Origin of the sequence: Pseudorhizobium endolithicum, assembly GCF_902153245.2 — a bacterium.
Taxonomy (GTDB): Bacteria; Pseudomonadota; Alphaproteobacteria; order Rhizobiales; family Rhizobiaceae; genus Neorhizobium; species Neorhizobium endolithicum.
Map to the genome: position 1 here is coordinate 435,585 of NZ_CABFWF030000014.1, position 17,604 is coordinate 453,188.

Sequence of the window (17,604 nt, forward strand, 5' to 3'; positions counted from 1 at the left end):
GTCAAGCCTCAGGCGGCCAGCATCCTTTCGATGGCGGACTTGTTGATGCCCCTTTCACCGATCACAACAAGCCGGCCTTGCCGGGTTTCGCCCGGTTCCCAGGCGCGATCGAAGTAGTGGTTCACGCGCGATCCTACCGCCTGGACCTGCAGGCGCATCGGCTTGTTCGCGACGTCGATGAAGCCTTTGATGCGCAGGACCTTCTCCGCTTCGGCCGTTGCTGCAATCCTTGCCGCAAGTTCCCCGGCGTCGTTCACTGCGGGAAGCTCGACGACGAAGCTGTCGAAATCGTCATGCTCGTGGTCGAGCTCGTCATCGTGATGGGTCTTGCGGTTTTCGATGTCGTCCTCGACGGCGAGACCGAGGCCGATCAGGACGGCCGGATCCACGGCGCCCTTTGCACTGACCACGATCTTCACCGCCCTTGGCAGGTGGGCGCTCACGCGCTCCTTGGCGGCGGACAGCCCAGCATTGTCGAGGAGGTCGCTTTTGGTCAGCACGATCATATCCGCACAGGCGATCTGGTCTTCGAAAACTTCCTCGACCGGATCGTCATGGTCGATGGAGTCGTCAGCCTGCCGTTGCGCCTCGAGTGCATCGTGATCGTCGGCGACGCGACCTTCCGCCAGCGCCAGGCCGTCCACGACCGCGATCACTCCGTCCACCGTCACGCGTGCCTTCACCGCCGGCCACTGAAAGGCCTGGACGAGCGGCTTCGGCAAAGCGAGGCCGGAGGTCTCTATGAGGATATGGTCGACCCGCGGTTCGCGCGCCAGGATCTGGTCGATGGCCGGCACGAAGTCATCGGCGACCGTGCAGCAGATGCAGCCGTTGGCGAGCTCGATGATGTTTTCCTCTGGGCAGCTTTCGATGCCGCAGCCCTTCAGGACCTCGCCGTCGACACCGACGTCGCCGAATTCGTTGACGATGATCGCCAGACGCTTGCCGTCCAGGTTCTCGATGAGGCTGCGGATCAGGGTCGTCTTCCCTGCACCCAGAAAGCCGGTGACGACGGTGCAGGGGACGCGTTCAAGGTTGACGCTCATGCGGGCATGTCCTCGTGATGGTGAAAGGGCGGGATGCGGGCCGACATGCCGTCGCCGCGCAGGCAGGCCGGCCGGCCGCGGAGGGGAAGAAAACCCCGTTCGTCCTCCGCCAGCATCATGGCGCCGGCTATGAGGTCTTCGACGTTCTCCAGGCTCAGATGGCCGAACACGTAGGACCAGCCGGTGCGATGCGAGAACGCGGCGCTGGGGCTTTTCTGGCAGTTGGCGAGGCAGGTGACAGGTTTGACGTTCAAGGGCTTGTCCGTCGCTGCCTGCCGGAGGGCCTCGATCAGGCCGATACCGGGACGCAGATCGCCATCCGACGCATCGCGGCAGTTGGTGCACACGAAGATGGTCACATCCGGGTCGGTCATGGATCGTTGGTCACACAAGGCCGCGTTCCTGCCAGAATCATTCTCATGGGGCGCGGGACGAACGGCGGGACCGGACGCCAGTGATCTGCGCATCATCCGGAGCACCCCGCCCGGAGAAGCATGTGATGCGACGGCAGGTCTCCTGGCTCGCGGGTCGTCACCTCCTGCTGCCTTCCCGGTATGATCCAGTGGCTTACCTGCAGGGGCTCTCCGCTTACAGTTGCGGGGGCAGCCGCGGCATTGATCTGGCAGATCCGGATCGCACCGCATTCCCTTTTCGCCTTCTCCGTTGCCGGAAAAGGACCGTCAGGGATTCAGTAAGCCCGGTCGCCCGTTCATGTCAATGCGTCGCAAAGACGATTGCCCGTCAGCGCTTTTCGGCTATAGTGCCTGCAGTCGTTGGTGCCTGAGAAGGCCTTGAGGGAATGCGGTGAGACGAGTTTCGTCGATTCCGCGGCTGCCCCCGCAACTGTAGGCGGAGAGTTTCGTCCCAACATGCCACTGGAGAATATCCGGGAAGGCGGGAGAAGCGTCCGATCCGCGAGCCAGGAGACCTGCCGGCGGCGTAATGTGAAACGGGTACCCTCGGGTGGAGGGTGAAAGGATCAGACAATGATGACGAAATCCGCAGCGACAGCAGCCGGACTTTCTCTATCGAAAATTATCCCCCTCAGCATGACGGCCATGCTCGGCCTGTTCGTCGTGGGTTTTGTCGGCTTCTCCCAGATGGAAGTCCTCCACAACGCCGCGCACGACTCGCGCCATTCGCTCGCCTTCCCCTGCCACTGAGGTCTCCGATATGTCATTGTTTCGCAACATCGTCCTCGCGGCGGTGATCGCCGGGCTTGTGTCCGGACTGCTGCTCACCGTCATGCAGAGCTACGCGACGGTCCCGCTCATCATCCATGCCGAAACCTTCGAAGGCGGCGGTGCCGAAATCCATGACCATGGTCATGGGGCGGCCCATAGTCATGATGCCGCGGCTGCGGATCACCACCATGATCCGGAAGCATGGGCGCCGGCCAACGGGTTCGAACGGTTCTTCTATACCGCGGCCGCCAATATGCTGGCGGGGATCGGATTTGCCCTTGTCCTGCTGACGGCGGCAGAAGCGCTCGGCGGCCTGAGCGGCTGGCGCAAGGGGATGATGTTCGGCTTCGCCGGCTTCCTGGCCTTCAGCCTCGCGCCGGGCCTCGGACTCCCGCCGGAACTCCCCGGCATGCCGGCCGCCGATCTCGGCGCCCGCCAGATATGGTGGATCGCGACCGCCGCCTGCACGGCGGTTGCGCTCGGCCTCCTTGCGTATACGCGTTCGCCGCTTTTGGCCGTGCTGGCCGTCGTCCTGCTGATTGCACCGCATCTGATCGGCGCGCCGCATCCTGAAAGCCATGAAACGGCGGTGCCGGCGGATCTTCATGCCCGCTTCGTGGCAGCCGTCTTCGCGACCAGCCTGGTGTTCTGGTCCGCGTTGGGGGCGGTTGCCGCCCTGGTTCGTGATCGTTTCCGCCAGGGCGAGGAGGCTTTCTCCGTATCGACCGGTGGGGTTGTCTCGCGGTGAAGGAGATCGACGAAAAGCTTGAGGAGCGTCATCGCGCCAAGATGGCCAACCGCAAGGCGGCGCAGGACGCGGAAGTGGCCGAGAAGACCCTGGAAAAGGGTCTTCTCATGGTCCACACCGGGCCGGGCAAGGGCAAGTCTACCGCGGCCTTCGGCCTGGCGTTGCGCATGCTCGGCAACAACCGCCGGGTCGGCATCGTCCAGTTCATCAAGGGCGCCTGGTCGACGGGCGAGCAGCCGGCGCTTGCCGTGTTCGGCGACAGGGTCCTGTGGCACACCATGGGAGAGGGATTCACTTGGGAGACGCAGGACCTGAAGCGGGATATTGCTGCTGCCGAGCGTGCCTGGGAGAAAGCGCGCCAACTGATGGCAGACGAGAGCGTGGGCCTGCTGATCCTCGACGAGCTCAATATCGCTCTGCGGTATGAATATCTCGATCTGGAAAAGGTCGTTGCGGAACTCACGGCGCGACGGCCCGATCTGCATGTCGTGGTGACCGGCCGCAATGCCAAGCCTCTCCTGATCGAGGCAGCGGATCTGGTGACCGAGATGACGCTGGTGAAGCATCACTTCAAGGCCGGCGTGAAGGCACAGGCTGGCATCGAGTTCTGATCGTGGCCGCCCGGGCTCTCATGTTTCAGGGGACCGGCTCCGACGTGGGCAAGTCGCTCGTGGTTGCCGGGCTTGCCCGCGCGTTCACACTTCGAGGCTTGAGGGTGCTGCCGTTCAAGCCCCAGAACATGTCGAACAATGCCGCAGTCACGGCCGATGGCGGCGAGATCGGGCGGGCGCAGGCACTGCAGGCGCGCGCGGCCGGGGTCCCGCCCAGCGTCCACATGAACCCCGTGCTCCTCAAGCCGCAAAGCGAGGTCGGTGCCCAACTCGTGGTGCAGGGGCGCGTCGAGGGGATGGCCAGGGCTGCCGAATACCAACTCATCAAGCCGAGGCTCATGCCGCGTGTCCTGGCAAGCTTCGGCATCCTGAAAGATCAGGCGGACCTCGTTCTAATAGAGGGTGCCGGAAGTGCGTCGGAAGTCAATCTCCGCCGCCACGACATCGCCAACATGGGCTTTGCCCGCGCGGCCGACGTGCCGGTGGTCCTGATCGGCGATATCGACCGGGGGGGTGTGATTGCGAGCCTGGCGGGCTCCAAGCTGGTGCTTGAGCCCGAAGATGCCGGGATGATCAAGGGCTTCATCGTCAACCGCTTTCGCGGGGATCCGGCTCTTTTCACGGAGGGGATGAAGACAATCAGTGCGCTGACCGGCTGGCGGCCGATCGGCCTCCTGCCCTTCTTCGCCGAGGCAGTGCGCCTTCCCGCGGAGGATGCGCTAGGCGTTCATCAGACGAGGGCACTCAGGCCGAAGGCGACAACCCGGATCGCCGTGCCTATCCTTCCGCATATCTCCAACTTCGACGATCTCGATCCTCTCGACGCGGAGCCGGATGTGGAACTGATCCGTGTGCGGCCGGATCAGGCAATTCCGGGCGATTGCGACCTCATCCTCCTGGTAGGCTCGAAAGCGACCATCGCCGATCTGCGCGTGCTGAAGGAAAGCGGCATGGACACCGATATCCGCGCCCATATCCGGCGCGGTGGCCGTGTTCTCGGTCTTTGCGGCGGCTACCAGATGCTCGGACGGACGATATCCGATCCGGACGGGATCGAAGGACAGGCGGCAACGGTCGAGGGACTTGGCCTCCTCCAGGTCGATACCGTTCTCTCCGGCGACAAGAGACTGGAGGCGGTGGCGGGCCATAGCTTCGACGGCGAGCCGCTGTCCGGCTACGAGATGCACATCGGACGTACCTCCGGCCCGGATTGCGTTCGTCCCTTCGCGGATCTTGGTGGCCTACCCGATGGTGGAATGTCCCCCGACGGCAGGATCGTGGGGACATATCTGCACGGGCTTTTCGCGAACGATAGGCAGAGGGCTGCGTGGTTGCGGCGACTTGGCGGACACGCCAGCGGCCTGGACTATGAGGCGGGCGTCGACGCGGTGTTGGACCGCCTTGCGGCCCACATGGAACAGCATCTCGACCTTACCGGATTGCTCAGATTTGCGAGATAGCCAAAGCGCCCAGCCCGAACAGGCCGATCAGGAGGCCGTCCGCGACCCTGGCGAGCTTCAGGGCCCGGCGGATGTCGGAAGCGCCGAGTTCGGCACGTCCACCTTCGCCCATGAAGCGGGCATCGATCATCTCGCCGCCGTAGCTGCGTGGTCCGGCGAGAGCGATGCCCAGCGCGCCGGCCATAGCTGCCTCCGGCCAGCCGGCATTGGGCGAGCGATGATGCCTGGCGTCCCGCCGAACGGCATCGATGGCTTTGCTTGCCGAAGCTTCCTCGACAAGGCAGGCGGCGGCAATGAAAAGAGCGCCGCTGAGGCGAGATGCCGGAAGATTGATGAGGTCATCGAACCGGGCAGCGGCCCAGCCGAAGGCTTCGTGGCGGGCGGAGCGATGGCCGATCATGCTGTCGGCCGTATTGACCGCCTTGTACGCCGCGCCTCCGGCCAATCCGCCGACGCCAAGCCAGAAGGCCGGCGCGACGACGCCGTCGGAGAAGTTCTCGGCAAGGCTTTCGATCGCGGCCCGGCAGACGGCGGGTTCGTCCAGTTGGTCCGGATCCCGTCCGACGATCATGGAGACGGCCTGGCGGCCGGCTTCAAGGCCACCGGCTTCGAGGGCCACGGCGACGGCTTCCACGTGATGTTCGAGACTCTTCTGCGCCGGGAGGGTGGCCGCGATCAGTACCAGCAGGATAAAGCCGAGCGGAAAGGCCGCAAACATGCGTTCCGTCAGCAGCGCCGTGGCGATCACCAGGGTCAACAGAACGATCAACGCATAGATACCCCGCCGCTTGCGGCGTCCAAAACCGTGGTCATCCCTGTTCCAGGCGCTGTCCAGGACTGAAATCAGCCGGCCGATCCAGGTGACGGGATGGCCGATGAGACGGTAGATCCATTCTGGATAGCCGATCACCCGCTCGGTCAACAGGGCAAGGAAGGCGAGAAGGAGGTACATGGTGCCGATGGCATTCGAGGCTGGAGTATCTGCAGGCGGTCCGCTTCAACACGGTGGCAACCTTGCCCAGGCCCGCGCGCTGTTTCCTGAAGCGCCCCAACCCTGGATCGATCTTTCCACCGGCATTAATCCGCATTCCTATCCATATTCCCCATTACCAGCCAGCGCTTTCTCACGGCTGCCCGAAGCGGAGGCTGCAGAACGCCTCAGGCAACTGGCAGCCGAGGCTTATGGCGCACCAACGCCCGACCATGTGGCGGCGGGACCGGGAACGCAGATCCTGCTGCCGATCGTGGCCCGGCTCGTTCGGCGGGGATCGCTTGCGGCGATCCTCTCGCCGACCTATGCGGAGCATGCCAGGGCCGCCCGCATGGCAGGATACGCCGTGAGGGAGGTCGAGGATGTGGGGCAACTCGCGGAGGCCGACCTCGCGGTTGTCGTCAATCCCAACAACCCGACGGGTCGGACGATACCGAAGGCCGAACTTCTGGAACTGGCGGCCAGCATGCGGCGGAAGGGCGGCCTTCTGGTCGTTGATGAAGCGTTCCATGACGTCTCGGTTCACTCCGGCGTAACCGATGCGGTGGATGCCGGCGGACTGCTCGTGCTTCGGTCGTTCGGCAAGTTCTACGGGATGGCCGGGGTCCGCTTGGGCTTCGCGATCTCGCATCCGGACGTAACGGCACGTATCAAAGGTGAACTCGGTCCCTGGTCCGTCTCGGGGCCGGCCCTGCACATCGCCAGCGAGGCGCTGGCAGATGGCGCATGGCGAGCGGCTATGCGGGAGAGGCTGCATCGGGAGGCTGGCCGTCTCGATGCTCTCTTGGCCGACAGAGGAATCTCCGTAGCGGGTGGGACCTCCCTTTTCCGGTACATCCGGCATCCGCAGGCCCAGACGATATTCAACGTCCTTGGGCAAAAGGGCGTCTTCATCCGCCGTTTCGGCGATCGTCCGGAAGATCTGCGCATCGGGCTGCCGGCCGAGGACCAGTGGCAGCGCCTGGAACAAGCGCTGTGGGAAGTCACTGTTTGAAATACGGGCCGAAGCGGTCGCGCCAGGCAGATTGCGCCTTGGGCACGGGCAGGGTGGTTGCCTCATAGATCCCACGCGCGACGGCACGCGCCGTCACCAATGTCGCGAGGTGGAAGATCTCCATCAGCGCCTGCATATCCGCGACGGGCTTGGCGCCGGTCGCTGCCGAAAACATCGTATCGCCATCGAAGGGAAGATGGGCCGGCAAGATCGCGCGTGCCAGGCCGTCATGGGCCATGATCGACAGACGATGAGCCTGGGCTTTCGTCAACACCGCGTCGGTGACCACCGCACCGATCGTCGTGGCCGGGACACTCAATCCCTTGATCCGCATGCTATTGTCCACTTCACGCGTATAGCCCAGGCCTCCAAACTCCTCCTCCAGTTCGAACGGGGCGGCCCAGAAATGCGGACCGTCGCCGACGGTGGCCGAGCCGAGCGCGTTCACTGCCACGAGAGCGGCGACGATGTGGCCCCCGGCAGTCACGGCACTTGCGGATCCCAGGCCGCCCTTGAGGGTGGCGGTCGTCGCACCTGTCCCGGCACCGACCGTTCCAAGTTCGAAGAGGCCAGTGCGGGCGGCCTGAAAGGCCGCATAGCCCATCTCGCATAGGGCGCGTGCAGCCCCCAATCCTTGTCGCCACCGTTCAGCAGGTCCATGAGGATTGCCTGCGGTACGATCGGGACACGCATGTGGCCGACCTGGAAGCCACGGCCGATCTCGCGGAGCCCGGATTGCACGCCGCCGGCGGCATCGAGACCGAAGGCGGAGCCGCCGGAGAGAACGAACGCATCCACCGTCTCCACCGTCATGGACGGATCGAGCAATGCGGTTTCCCGTCCTCCGGGAGCGCCGCCAAGAACGGTGCCGGACGCAATAGCCGGTTTCTCAAAGACGATCGCCGTCACTCCCGAGCCGAGGGCGAGATCGGTGGCGTGGCCGACGGCCACACCTTCGATATCGGTCAGGAGATTGAGCGGCGAACCCATTCTTCTAAATGACGTCGAACTTGACGCCCTGTGCGAGCGGCAGGGTGCGGCCGTAGTTCAGGGTGTTGGTCGCACGGCGCATATAGGCTTTCCAGGCATCGGAGCCGGATTCGCGTCCGCCGCCGGTTTCCTTCTCGCCGCCAAAGGCACCACCGATCTCTGCGCCCGACGGGCCGATGTTGACGTTGGCGATGCCGCAATCGGAGCCCCGGTCGGAGACGAAGGTTTCCGCCTCCCGCATGTCATTGGTGAAGATGGACGACGACAAGCCCTGCGGCACGTCGTTGTGGAGCCGAAGCGCCTCTTCGAAGTCACTGTACTTCATGACGTAGAGGATCGGCGCGAAAGTTTCCTCCATTACGGGGCCGGTCTGCGACGGCATCTCCACGATTGCAGGGCGCACATAGTAGGCATCGACTGCGCCGTCCTGCTGAACCCGCTCCCCGCCGGTCACCTTGCCGCCGGCTGCCTTTGCGGCTTCGAGCGCCTTCTGCATCTTCTCGAAGGCGGCGCTGTCGATCAGCGGTCCCACCAGGTTACCGTTCTCAAGCGGGCTGCCGACCGTCACCGACTGATAGGCCTTGGTGAGCCGCGGAACGAGCGCGTCATAGACGCTGTCATGGACGAAGAGGCGGCGCAGCGTCGTGCAGCGCTGTCCGGCGGTCCCCATGGCGGCAAATGCCACGCCGCGCAGGGTCAGGTCCAGGTCCGCGGTGGGCGCGACGATCGCGGCGTTGTTTCCACCCAGTTCAAGGATCGACCGCGCGAAGCGCTGGGCGAGGCGGGGCCCGACCGCACGTCCCATGGCGGTGGAACCGGTGGCCGAAACGAGCGGCACCTTCGGGTGGTCGACCAGTACTTCGCCAAGCTCGCGCCCGCCGATCAGCAGGGTCGAGAGGTTTTCGGGGGCCGTGTTTCCTTCCGCAATAAAGCGGGTGAGAGCTTTCTCGAAGATCGCCTGTGTCGCAAGCGCCGTCAGCGGTGTCTTCTCGGAAGGCTTCCAGATGGTGGAATTGCCGCAGACGATCGCAAGCGCGGCGTTCCATGACCAGACGGCGACGGGAAAGTTGAAGGCCGAGATGATGCCGATGGCGCCGAGCGGGTGCCAGGTTTCCATCATCCGGTGATCTGCACGCTCGGTGGCGATCGTCAGGCCGTAGAGCTGGCGGGACAGGCCGACCGCGAAATCGCAGATGTCGATCATCTCCTGAACTTCGCCAAGGCCTTCGGAGGTGATCTTGCCGACCTCGATGGAGACGAGGCGGCCAAGGGCTTCCTTCGATGCGCGCAGTTCCTCGCCCAGCAGGCGGATCAACTCGCCCCGCTTCGGAGCGGGAACGACACGCCATTCCAGGAATGCTTGATGAGCCTTGTCGATCGCGGCCGCGGCATCGCTTGCACTCATCTCCGGCAGCTTGCCGATCTCGCGGCCGGTAATCGGCGAGCGGACGGTAAGGGTGCCGCCCGTGTAGCGTTCCGGCTTTACGCCGAGACTACCGAGTATGTTCTTCACGTCGGCGGCAAGATCGAGATTTGCGAGCGTCATGTCAGTCCTTCCGGATGTAGAATTGCGGTCAATGTACTGATCGGCGGCGGTTCTGCAATCAGAAGCGTTCGCCGGCAAAGTGGGCGATCTGCGCCCCCAGTTCGTAATAGGCTTCCTTCGCCGCGCGAAGCGGCGGGAGCCTCGGATCCGTGAAGGGAAGCGGCAGATCGACCTCGGCGATGCGGCCGAGAATGTGCTCGGAAAGGATCCTGCCGAATGTCGTTCCCGGAGAGATGCCGCGGCCGTTGTAACCGCAGAAGCCCAGGACACCCGGCGCGAACTTGTGAAGGCGGGGCAGGGCGTTGTCCGTCATCCCGATCATGCCGTACCATTCGCACTCGAAGGGGATATCGGCGATCTGAGGGAAAAGCCGACGCAGTGAGCGCCGTGCCCAGGCCTTGTGGATGCCTGCCCCGGTTCCGCGCAGGGCGCCGACGCTGCCGAAGACCAGACGGCCGGCCTTGTCCATCCTGAACGAGGAGAGGACTTCCCTGGTGTCCCAGCATCCCTCGCGGCCCGGGAGGATGGCCCGCAACTGCGCATCCGAGAGGGGGACCGTGGCAAGGTTGAAATACGGAAGATAGACCTGCTCCTGGCGGATCACCTCCCATGGGCCGGTGCTGTAGGCTTCGCTGGCGACGATGATCCAGTCTGCCTTCACTTCGCCCTGCGCCGTGCGCACAACGCGCCGTCCGTCCCGTTCCCCATAGGCCACAACGGCACTATCGGTGTGAAGCCGGGCGCCGGCGGCGATCGCCGCCTTCGCGAGGCCGCGGGCATAGGCCAGCGGCTGCAGTGTTCCGGCGCGCATGTCCAGCAGGGAACCGGCATAGGCGGAGGTCCCCACCCGTCGTTCCGTCTCGGCTGCGTCGAGAACGGCGAGAGGCGCTCCTCGCCTCTGCCATTGCGCGGCGCGCTGCTCGAGTTCCTTCAATCCATCCGCGCCGACGGCGCAATGCAGGGTTCCACTGCGCTCCAGTTCGCAGTCGATGTCGTGGCGATCGATCAGATCTCGAACGAGATAAGGTCCGTTGCCGAGGAGTTCGAGGAGGCGCTCGCCATAGATGGGGCCGAGTTCCCTGGGGAAGTCGTCAGGCATGACCCACATGCCGGCATTGATGAGCCCGACATTGCGTCCGGCTCCGCCGAATCCGACCTCGTGTGCCTCGAGGAGCACGACATCCGTGCCCGCTTCGGCCAGATGAAGTGCTGCCGACAAGCCCGTATAGCCGCCGCCGACGATGACGACATCGGTCGACAGGGATTCATTCAGCGCGGTGGTCTGGGGTGCCGGCGGAGCGGTCTTCTCCCACAAGCCGTGGGAACGCGGGTTGTTCAGCATTTTCTGGGATTCCGGATGAACGCGGATCGGACTTTACAGAGGCCGAAACACGGTGAATATCGACAGTTTCTCAACAGGTCATTCAACGGAGGAATGACATGCTGCCGCCTCGGCGCTTCTTGCCTTCCTTCTCGCTGCTCGCCGCCTTCGAAGCGGCGTCGCGAACCGGCAGCGTCACGGCTGCTGCGAACGAACTCGGGCTCACGCAGAGCGCGGTCAGCCGGCAGATATCGGCGCTGGAGAAGCAACTGGGCGTCTCGCTCTTTCGGCGGGAGCGGCAGACGATACGTCTGACCCTGGCCGGAGACGGTTATGCAAGGGAGATTCGGGAGGCACTCAGACGGATCTCGAATGCGTCCCTCAATCTCCGGGCGCATCCACAGGGTGGCACGATCAACCTCGCCGTATTACCGCTCTTCGGTGCACGGTGGCTGGCGCCGCGGCTGGGACGCTTCCTGGAACAAAATCCGGGAATTGCGGTCAATCTCGTCAGCCGCCTGGAGCCTTTCGACTTCCGTTTCGATTCAATCGACGCGGCCATCCATTTCGGCGAGGCACGATGGCCGGGAGCGGAGCTGACATTCCTGATGAAGGAGCACATCATTGCCGTGTGCAGCAGTGACTTCCGGCAGCGCTTCCGCATCCAACGCCCGGCGGATCTTCTGAATGCGCCGCTACTGCATTTGAACAGCCGCCCGGACGCCTGGGAGAACTGGTTCGCAATGCAAGGCGTAAGCTTCGGCAACGTCCACGGGATGCTCTTCGATCAGTATATCACGATCATCGAAGCAGCGGCTTGCGGAATGGGGGCGGCCCTTCTTCCCTCTTTCCTGATCGCGCCGGAGCTTCAGGCAGCGCGTCTGCTTACCGCCGTCGACGCCCCCGAACGGCATACGGGAAACTACTATCTCGCCCATCCAGCCGACCGGGAAGAATATCCATCCTTTGCCGCCTTCAAGGCATGGCTGGAAAAGGAGGCACGGGAAGAGGGCAAGGATCTGCCGGGGTTGCGGCGAACGGAGGCATGAGCCAATAGTGCGGCAGACGTCATGCCCTTTGCGGATGGCAATCGATAAGGACCGAAAATGAAACCGATCTTCGTTCAGCTACGATGCAAGCCAGGCAAAACCTACGAGGTGGCGGATGCCATCTACAAGACCGAACTGGTCTCGGAACTCTATTCGACGAGCGGCGACTGGGATCTTCTGCTGAAAATCTACATCAAGGACGGCAACGAGATCGGTCGTTTCGTGAACGAGAAGATCGCCTGCATTCCGGGGATCGAGCGGTCGCTGACGACCCTTACCTTCACGGCGTTCTAGGCCGCGGAAGGCTGCCCTTCGGAGGCAGCCTTCGCCGCAGTTGTCATGCGTGGGCTACGGCGCTTGTGTCGCGCGCGCGGACGAGATCCCGGATCGCAAGCCGCACCTCGTCTGCCGACGTAAAGCGGTGTTCATCCAAGTCGATAACGTGGAACTTGACGGCGATGAACTTCAGCCTGTCCTCGTCCGGGACGACGATGCCGACAGGCTCGCCGCCGTATTCGATAACTTGCTTCTGCATGAGCAGACTCCTCTGTGGCTGTCGGCGACAGCTCTGGCGAATGAATTTTCTGGAACGGTTGAACCGAATCGTTACATTCGACAGCACATGAGAGACGCAAGCTCCGTGCCATTCACGTTGAACGCTACCTGACGAAAGGTGGCGACGGGCGTCATTTCAAACATGTCACTCTCCTTAAGTGGTTGCGTTTCTGCGGGCGGCTACAAATCACCAGCAAAACGGACCGTAGCCGTATTTGGATTCATCGGCAACGAAATTCACCCTAATGAGGATATTTTTCTTCCCGATGACAGAAGTAAGGCTTAATTGTGGAAATCTATTGCCACGCTGCCTCCGCCACTGCTGAGAATAGATAGGTGCGGGACGTCCCGTTGCAAGGCCTGGACCTCCGGGTGGCGGAGTTGCGGAGGCCGGGCGTCACGCACACGTCACAGGCTTCTTCGCTGCCTCTTCATCCCATTCGTTCGGATGCATAGCTGCCAGGACCGGGCGGAAATACAATCGTCCTATTGCCGTTCAGGAACACCCGACGGTGGATATGGGCGTGGATTGCGCGGGCCAATACCTGGCTCTCCACGTCGCGCCCGAGGGAGACGTAATCGTCCGCACTTTGTGCATGGGTGATGCGAACCGTGTCCTGCTCGATGATCGGGCCCTCGTCCAGATCCGCAGTGACATAGTGCGCGGTGGCGCCGATCAGCTTCACCCCCCGCTGATATGCCTGCTTATAAGGGTTGGCGCCCTTGAAGCTCGGCAGGAAAGAGTGATGGATGTTGATGATCCGGCCGGACATCTTCTGGCAAAGCTGGTCGGACAGGACCTGCATGTAGCGGGCCAGGACGATCAGTTCCGTTCCGGTCTGCTCCACGAGGTCGAGCAACTGCGCTTCCGCCTGGGGCTTGTTCTCCTTCGTGACCTTGATGTGGTGGAAGGGGATGTCGTGATTGACGACGACCTTCTGGTAATCGAAATGGTTGGAGACGACGCCGACGATGTCGATGGGAAGGGCACCTATCTTCCAGCGATACAGAAGGTCGTTCAGGCAATGGCCAAAGCGGGACACCATCAGCAGGACCTTCATCCGCTCGGCCGCATCGTAGATTTCCCACTCCATGCCGAATTTCTGGGCGATAGGGTGGAAGCCATCCCGTAGTGCGGGTCTTGCTGCACCCTCCTCGGAGATGAAGGAGATGCGCATGAAGAACTTGCCTGTATCCAGGTCATCGAACTGAGACGAGTCGATGATGTTGCAGCCCTTTTCCGTCAGGTAACCCGAGATCGCGGCCACGATGCCGCGCGTCGAGTTGCAGGTAACGGTCAGGACATAGCTTGTCATCGAACTCTCCTCGCCACTTCCATGGTCAAGATGTATACATGAACGAGGCACCTGGAGAAATCCCGTGCCTTTGAAACTCGGGCGATGGAATGAGTCATCGCGCACGCACCATAAAGTCAGCTCGTCCTGTCGAAAAGCGTCACCAGTGACGAAAGCCTTCTTTATTTGGTGAAATGTGAGGGGGTTAGGCGGCGATTGCCGTTCTCGTTGCGTCCTCCGCCATCAATTCTCCGCCGCCCTATCGGCAAATCACCCCAGCTGGAGGCGGATCCTTGATCTGCTTTGTCGCTTGATGCACCCATGGCTCAAGCGCCTTCGGCCGCATCATGTATGCACGGTTCTTAGGTTTGCCTCGGTGGATAGGGGTGCTCTCGGCCCTGGTGATCTCTTACCACCTGGCGGCCGTCGCCGTCTTCGCGAATGGCACATTCGGCGATGGGAGCCTTGCCGAATCCGCCGGGGATATCGAGAACATAGGTGGGCTGACAAAAACCGGAGATTCGGCCGCGAAGAGCGGCGACGATCCGCTGGCCGTCGGCGATGTCCAGCCGGAAATGGCTTGTGCCGGGAGCGAGGTCCGGATGATGCAGGTAATACGGCTTCACCCGCGTCTCGACGAAAGCCTTCATCAGATCGGCCAGGACCGCGGGATCATCGTTGACCCCCCGCAGAAGAACGGTCTGGCTGACCATGGCGATCCCGCTGTCGATCAGACGGGCACAGGCGCTGCGCGCTGCCTCCGTCAGCTCTCGCGGATGATTTGCATGGAGCGCCACGTAAACCGTCTTGGCACTCGATGTGAGGGCGTCGATCAGTTCTCCGGTAATCGCTTCGGGATCGACCACCGGCACCCTGGTATGGACGCGGACGATCTTCACGTGCGGGATCTCCGCCAGACCGCGCATGATCTCCGCGAGCCGACGGGGGGACAGCACCAGCGGGTCGCCGCCCGTCAGGATGACTTCCCATATCTCCTCGTGGTCGCGGATGTAGGCCAGAGCTGCGGCCAGCTCGGGGGCTGAAAGAACGCCGTCTCCCTGCGGCCCGACCATCTCCCTTCGGAAGCAGAAACGGCAATAGACAGGGCAGACGTGAACCGCCTTCAGAAGAACCCGATCGGGATACCTATGGACCACGCCTTTCACTGGCGTGTGCGGTCGATCGCCGATGGGATCGTCATTCTCTTCCGCGGCGGTGACGAGTTCGTCGCTGTGCGGCACGAACTGTCGGGCTATCGGATCATGAGGATCGTCGCGATCGATGAGACCGGCGACTTGGGGCGTGATGGCCACCGCGTATCGTTTGGCGACTTCACGCAAGGCGGGAAGACCATCTGTCTTCGCCAGACCTGCCGCGGCAAGATCCTCCACGCTTTTGAGAACCGGATACCGCATCATGGGGCCTGCTCCGCGACCGGTGCCCACATCACCAGGTCGATGCGGCTGGCGCCGGTGACGAGCATGACGAGGCGGTCGAAGCCCAAGGCCGCACCGCTTGCCTCGGGAATGATCTCGAGTGCCGACAGAAAATCCTCGTCGATCGGATAGCTGTCTCCGTAGATACGCGCTTTTTCCGCCATCTCATGTTCGAAGCGCCGACGCTGTTCCGCCGGGTCCGTCAGCTCGCCGAAGGCGTTCGCAAGCTCGACGCCGCAGGCGTAGAGTTCGAAACGTTCCGCTACCCGCGGATCACGCGGCGAGGGGCGAGCCAGCGCAGCTTCCGCTACGGGATATTCGCAGAGGATCGTGGCTCGATCCCTGCCGAGGTTCGGCTCGATCTTTTCCACCAGCACGCGGCTGAAGAGGTCGGCCCAGCTATCGTCATCGGCAAATCGAATTCCTGAGTGTCCAAGTTCGGCCGCCAGATGCTCGCGGTCCGTCTCTCTGTCGCTGGATATGGAAGCGAGCAGGTCGATACCGGCAAACCGATCGAAAGCCTCCGCCAGCGTAACGATTTCGGGTTCGGCGAAGGGATCGATGGTCGCGCCGCGATAGCTGAATCTGTTTGTTTCGGCAGCCTCGGCCGCCAGGGCCAGGATTTCTGAACAATCCTCCATCAGCATCCGGTAATCCGCCCCTGCCCGGTACCATTCCAGCATCGTGAACTCGGGGTGATGGAGCGGGCCTCGTTCGCGGTTCCTGTAGACATGGGAGAACGAATAGAGGCGAGGTTCTCCGGCCGCCAGCAGCTTCTTGCAGGCGAATTCGGGCGAGGTGTGCAGGAAAAGGGGGGAGGGCCGCCCATCGGTCGTCAGGGCCTGGGTTTCGAATGCATGGAGATGCGTTTCGTTGCCGGGCGAGATCTGGAGTGCCGCAGGGTCGACTTCGACGAAGTCCTGCTCGTCGAAGTGCCGGCGCAGTCTCGATCGAATGCGGTTGCGGGCCATCAGGAGGGGCCGACGGTCGGCATGAACCGACGGTTCCCACCAGGGTGAACGGCTGGACGTTGATGCCGATCGCTGCATTCGATGATCCTGATCGTCAGCTTTTGTGGCGTGCGCAGCGCCGCGAGGCTTCCTATTTGCCGGATTTTACGCTAGGTGCGCCGAGACAAAATTTTCCGTCCCGTGGAGCGGCTTGCCGCTCCTCTACGACGCATCTCCGGCGGTTACAAGCCGGCAGCCACAAGGGAATACTCATGGTCAAGGTCATCGCCTCCTCCGTCCGCAAGGGCAACGTCCTCGAAGTGGACGGAAAGCTCTACGTGGTGCTCACCGCCCAGAACTTCCATCCCGGAAAGGGCACTCCCGTCACGCAGGTGGACATGCGCCGCATCGTTGACGGCGTGAAGGTGTCGGAACGCTGGCGGACGACGGAACAGGTCGAACGCGCTTTCGTGGAAGATGTCAACTTCCAGTATCTTTACGAAGACGGCGAAGGCTTCCACTTCATGAACCCGGAGAGCTACGACCAGGTGGTCGTCGATGCCGAAACCATGGGAGACCAGAAGGCCTATCTTCAGGAAGGGATGACCTGCATCCTGTCCATTCACGAAGGCGTACCGCTCGCCATCGAGCTGCCGCGGCATGTGACGCTGGAGATCACGGAGACCGAGCCGGTCGTGAAGGGACAGACGGCGTCGTCGTCCTACAAACCGGCCATCCTCTCCAATGGTCTGCGCACCATGGTTCCGCCGCATATCAATGCCGGAACGCGCGTCGTCATCGCGACGGAAGACAATTCCTATGTCGAGCGTGCCAAGGACTGAGCAGGCTCTTCATCGCCGCAACAAAAAACCTCCGGTGGGAGCCACCGGAGGTTCAGACCGCTGACAAACCCGTCGATTTTTCGGCGGGTTTTGTTTTTTGTGTTTTTGGGATTTCGATCTGCTTGTTTTTGGCGCGTGGCGAGATGCGATAGAATGGGGCGAGACCTCATCCCCAGGCGGGTTTGGGTGCTTTCGTCAATGCCATCGCGATCTTCTTGATGTTTTGCGCCGCGGCAGCCAGCAGGCATTGCCACCTGACCTTCATGAGGCCGCGGAAGCGGGCATAGCGGTGACCGTGAAGTTGCTTGGCATCGGCAAAGGAGCGCTCCACCGTCTCCTTTCGCCTTTTGTAGATCGCCTTGCCCCAGGACGTCTTGCGGTGGCTGTCCGTTCGTTCGCGGGCGTCGGTCCAGACATGGCGGGTGATGGTGCGTTCTGCCTTGGCGTTGCCTGTGCACGAGGCCAGAAGCGGACAGTCGCGGCAGATGGACGGGTCGGAGCGGTAGTGCTTGTAGCCGGTGCGGTCGGTGGTGGCATAGGCGAGAAGCTGGCCCTCGGGGCATCGGTACCCATCGACTTGCGGCTC

At 62.8% G+C, this 17,604-nt stretch carries 18 protein-coding genes, 1 pseudogene and 2 riboswitches; of the genes and pseudogenes, 8 read left to right on the top strand and 11 right to left on the bottom strand.

All coding sequences use genetic code 11. The features are described 5' to 3' along the window. Positions 1-8 precede the first annotated feature (8 nt). Both cobW and RTCK_RS17230 read right to left on the bottom strand, forming a co-directional pair. The gene (gene cobW, locus RTCK_RS17225; protein WP_142593694.1) at positions 9-1,046 is read right to left on the bottom strand and encodes a cobalamin biosynthesis protein CobW; all 1,038 of its coding nucleotides are present in this window, start codon (positions 1,044-1,046) and stop codon (positions 9-11) included. Next, positions 1,043-1,420, bottom strand: coding sequence for a DUF1636 family protein (locus tag RTCK_RS17230; protein WP_142523694.1), 378 nt, complete (start codon positions 1,418-1,420; stop codon positions 1,043-1,045). The genes cobW and RTCK_RS17230 overlap by 4 nt, the downstream gene beginning before the upstream one ends. 115 nt (positions 1,421-1,535) lie before the next feature. Next, a riboswitch (cobalamin riboswitch) is annotated at positions 1,536-1,743 on the bottom strand. A gap of 60 nt (positions 1,744-1,803) precedes the next feature. Next, positions 1,804-1,996: riboswitch (cobalamin riboswitch) on the top strand. Between the two features lie 36 nt (positions 1,997-2,032). Here RTCK_RS17230 and RTCK_RS17235 point away from each other — a divergent pair. Genes RTCK_RS17235 through RTCK_RS17250 form a run of 4 tightly spaced genes read left to right on the top strand, consistent with a single transcriptional unit; the run spans position 2,033 to position 5,049 of the window. Then, a complete protein-coding gene (locus RTCK_RS17235; RefSeq protein ID WP_142523695.1) occupies positions 2,033-2,209 on the top strand; it encodes a CbtB domain-containing protein in 177 nt (58 codons plus the stop codon). A 10-nt stretch (positions 2,210-2,219) separates the two neighbouring features. After that, positions 2,220-2,978, top strand: coding sequence for a CbtA family protein (locus RTCK_RS17240; RefSeq protein WP_142593695.1), 759 nt, complete (start codon positions 2,220-2,222; stop codon positions 2,976-2,978). Next, entirely contained in the window at positions 2,975-3,589 is a 615-nt protein-coding gene (gene cobO, locus RTCK_RS17245; protein ID WP_142593696.1) for a cob(I)yrinic acid a,c-diamide adenosyltransferase, read from the top strand. Before RTCK_RS17240 ends, cobO begins: the two co-directional genes overlap by 4 nt. Before the next feature lie 2 nt (positions 3,590-3,591). After that, the gene (locus RTCK_RS17250) at positions 3,592-5,049 is read left to right on the top strand and encodes a cobyric acid synthase (protein WP_142593697.1); all 1,458 of its coding nucleotides are present in this window, start codon (positions 3,592-3,594) and stop codon (positions 5,047-5,049) included. On the opposite strand, the gene cbiB is transcribed toward RTCK_RS17250, so the two are convergent. After that, on the bottom strand, positions 5,033-6,001 hold the full coding sequence (gene cbiB / locus RTCK_RS17255; protein WP_142593698.1) for an adenosylcobinamide-phosphate synthase CbiB: 969 nt from the start codon (positions 5,999-6,001) through the stop codon (positions 5,033-5,035). The two genes, RTCK_RS17250 and cbiB, sit on opposite strands and share 17 nt — an antisense overlap. A gap of 7 nt (positions 6,002-6,008) precedes the next feature. On the opposite strand from cbiB, the gene cobD reads away from it, so the two are divergent. Continuing rightward, positions 6,009-7,034 carry a threonine-phosphate decarboxylase CobD gene (cobD, locus tag RTCK_RS17260; RefSeq protein WP_142593758.1) on the top strand — a complete coding sequence of 342 codons (1,026 nt, stop codon included), beginning with the start codon at positions 6,009-6,011 and terminating at the stop codon, positions 7,032-7,034. Here the strand turns inward: cobD and RTCK_RS17265 are convergent. The 3 genes and pseudogenes from RTCK_RS17265 to RTCK_RS17275 form a co-directional block, all read right to left on the bottom strand. Beyond that, positions 7,024-8,024 (bottom strand): annotated as a pseudogene (locus tag RTCK_RS17265) (P1 family peptidase). The gene cobD and the pseudogene RTCK_RS17265 sit on opposite strands and share 11 nt — an antisense overlap. 4 nt (positions 8,025-8,028) lie before the next feature. Beyond that, positions 8,029-9,570 (bottom strand): L-piperidine-6-carboxylate dehydrogenase, encoded by a 1,542-nt coding sequence (gene amaB, locus RTCK_RS17270; protein ID WP_142593699.1) that lies wholly within the window; start codon positions 9,568-9,570, stop codon positions 8,029-8,031. Positions 9,571-9,628: 58 nt separating this feature from the next. Continuing rightward, positions 9,629-10,912 (bottom strand): NAD(P)/FAD-dependent oxidoreductase, encoded by a 1,284-nt coding sequence (locus tag RTCK_RS17275; RefSeq protein WP_142593700.1) that lies wholly within the window; start codon positions 10,910-10,912, stop codon positions 9,629-9,631. 98 nt (positions 10,913-11,010) lie between these two features. Between RTCK_RS17275 and RTCK_RS17280 the strand changes: the two genes are divergently transcribed. After that, entirely contained in the window at positions 11,011-11,940 is a 930-nt protein-coding gene (locus tag RTCK_RS17280; protein ID WP_142593701.1) for a LysR family transcriptional regulator, read from the top strand. A 57-nt stretch (positions 11,941-11,997) separates the two neighbouring features. Further along, positions 11,998-12,234 (top strand): Lrp/AsnC ligand binding domain-containing protein, encoded by a 237-nt coding sequence (locus tag RTCK_RS17285; RefSeq protein ID WP_142523704.1) that lies wholly within the window; start codon positions 11,998-12,000, stop codon positions 12,232-12,234. A 43-nt stretch (positions 12,235-12,277) separates the two neighbouring features. On the opposite strand, the gene RTCK_RS17290 is transcribed toward RTCK_RS17285, so the two are convergent. The 4 genes from RTCK_RS17290 to epmA all read right to left on the bottom strand — a co-directional run bounded on the left by RTCK_RS17290 (position 12,278) and on the right by epmA (position 16,275). Continuing rightward, the gene (locus RTCK_RS17290) at positions 12,278-12,475 is read right to left on the bottom strand and encodes a hypothetical protein (protein WP_142593702.1); all 198 of its coding nucleotides are present in this window, start codon (positions 12,473-12,475) and stop codon (positions 12,278-12,280) included. 451 nt (positions 12,476-12,926) lie between these two features. Next, positions 12,927-13,811 (bottom strand): formyltetrahydrofolate deformylase, encoded by an 885-nt coding sequence (gene purU / locus RTCK_RS17295; RefSeq protein WP_142523706.1) that lies wholly within the window; start codon positions 13,809-13,811, stop codon positions 12,927-12,929. A gap of 341 nt (positions 13,812-14,152) precedes the next feature. Beyond that, positions 14,153-15,208, bottom strand: coding sequence for a lysine-2,3-aminomutase-like protein (locus RTCK_RS17300; RefSeq protein ID WP_142593703.1), 1,056 nt, complete (start codon positions 15,206-15,208; stop codon positions 14,153-14,155). Beyond that, a complete protein-coding gene (epmA, locus tag RTCK_RS17305) occupies positions 15,205-16,275 on the bottom strand; it encodes an EF-P lysine aminoacylase EpmA (protein WP_142593704.1) in 1,071 nt (356 codons plus the stop codon). The genes RTCK_RS17300 and epmA overlap by 4 nt, the downstream gene beginning before the upstream one ends. 173 nt (positions 16,276-16,448) lie before the next feature. On the opposite strand from epmA, the gene efp reads away from it, so the two are divergent. Next, entirely contained in the window at positions 16,449-17,018 is a 570-nt protein-coding gene (efp, locus tag RTCK_RS17310) for an elongation factor P (RefSeq protein ID WP_142523709.1), read from the top strand. A gap of 166 nt (positions 17,019-17,184) precedes the next feature. On the opposite strand, the gene RTCK_RS20960 is transcribed toward efp, so the two are convergent. Next, the coding region (locus RTCK_RS20960; RefSeq protein ID WP_235988740.1) for a transposase at positions 17,185-17,604 on the bottom strand (420 nt) is incomplete at its 5' end.

Coding starts and splice junctions, on each gene's coding strand:
- RTCK_RS17235 (WP_142523695.1), top strand. CDS start 2,033: ATGATGACGAAATCCGCAGCGACAGCAGCCGGACTTTCTCTATCGAAA.
- cbiB (WP_142593698.1), bottom strand. CDS start 6,001: ATGTACCTCCTTCTCGCCTTCCTTGCCCTGTTGACCGAGCGGGTGATC.
- cobW (WP_142593694.1), bottom strand. CDS start 1,046: ATGAGCGTCAACCTTGAACGCGTCCCCTGCACCGTCGTCACCGGCTTT.
- amaB (WP_142593699.1), bottom strand. CDS start 9,570: ATGACGCTCGCAAATCTCGATCTTGCCGCCGACGTGAAGAACATACTC.
- RTCK_RS17280 (WP_142593701.1), top strand. CDS start 11,011: ATGCTGCCGCCTCGGCGCTTCTTGCCTTCCTTCTCGCTGCTCGCCGCC.
- purU (WP_142523706.1), bottom strand. CDS start 13,811: ATGACAAGCTATGTCCTGACCGTTACCTGCAACTCGACGCGCGGCATC.
- RTCK_RS17275 (WP_142593700.1), bottom strand. CDS start 10,912: ATGCTGAACAACCCGCGTTCCCACGGCTTGTGGGAGAAGACCGCTCCG.
- RTCK_RS17285 (WP_142523704.1), top strand. CDS start 11,998: ATGAAACCGATCTTCGTTCAGCTACGATGCAAGCCAGGCAAAACCTAC.
- epmA (WP_142593704.1), bottom strand. CDS start 16,275: ATGCAGCGATCGGCATCAACGTCCAGCCGTTCACCCTGGTGGGAACCG.
- RTCK_RS17230 (WP_142523694.1), bottom strand. CDS start 1,420: ATGACCGACCCGGATGTGACCATCTTCGTGTGCACCAACTGCCGCGAT.
- RTCK_RS17240 (WP_142593695.1), top strand. CDS start 2,220: ATGTCATTGTTTCGCAACATCGTCCTCGCGGCGGTGATCGCCGGGCTT.
- cobD (WP_142593758.1), top strand. CDS start 6,009: ATGGCATTCGAGGCTGGAGTATCTGCAGGCGGTCCGCTTCAACACGGT.
- RTCK_RS17290 (WP_142593702.1), bottom strand. CDS start 12,475: ATGCAGAAGCAAGTTATCGAATACGGCGGCGAGCCTGTCGGCATCGTC.
- efp (WP_142523709.1), top strand. CDS start 16,449: ATGGTCAAGGTCATCGCCTCCTCCGTCCGCAAGGGCAACGTCCTCGAA.
- RTCK_RS17300 (WP_142593703.1), bottom strand. CDS start 15,208: ATGATGCGGTATCCGGTTCTCAAAAGCGTGGAGGATCTTGCCGCGGCA.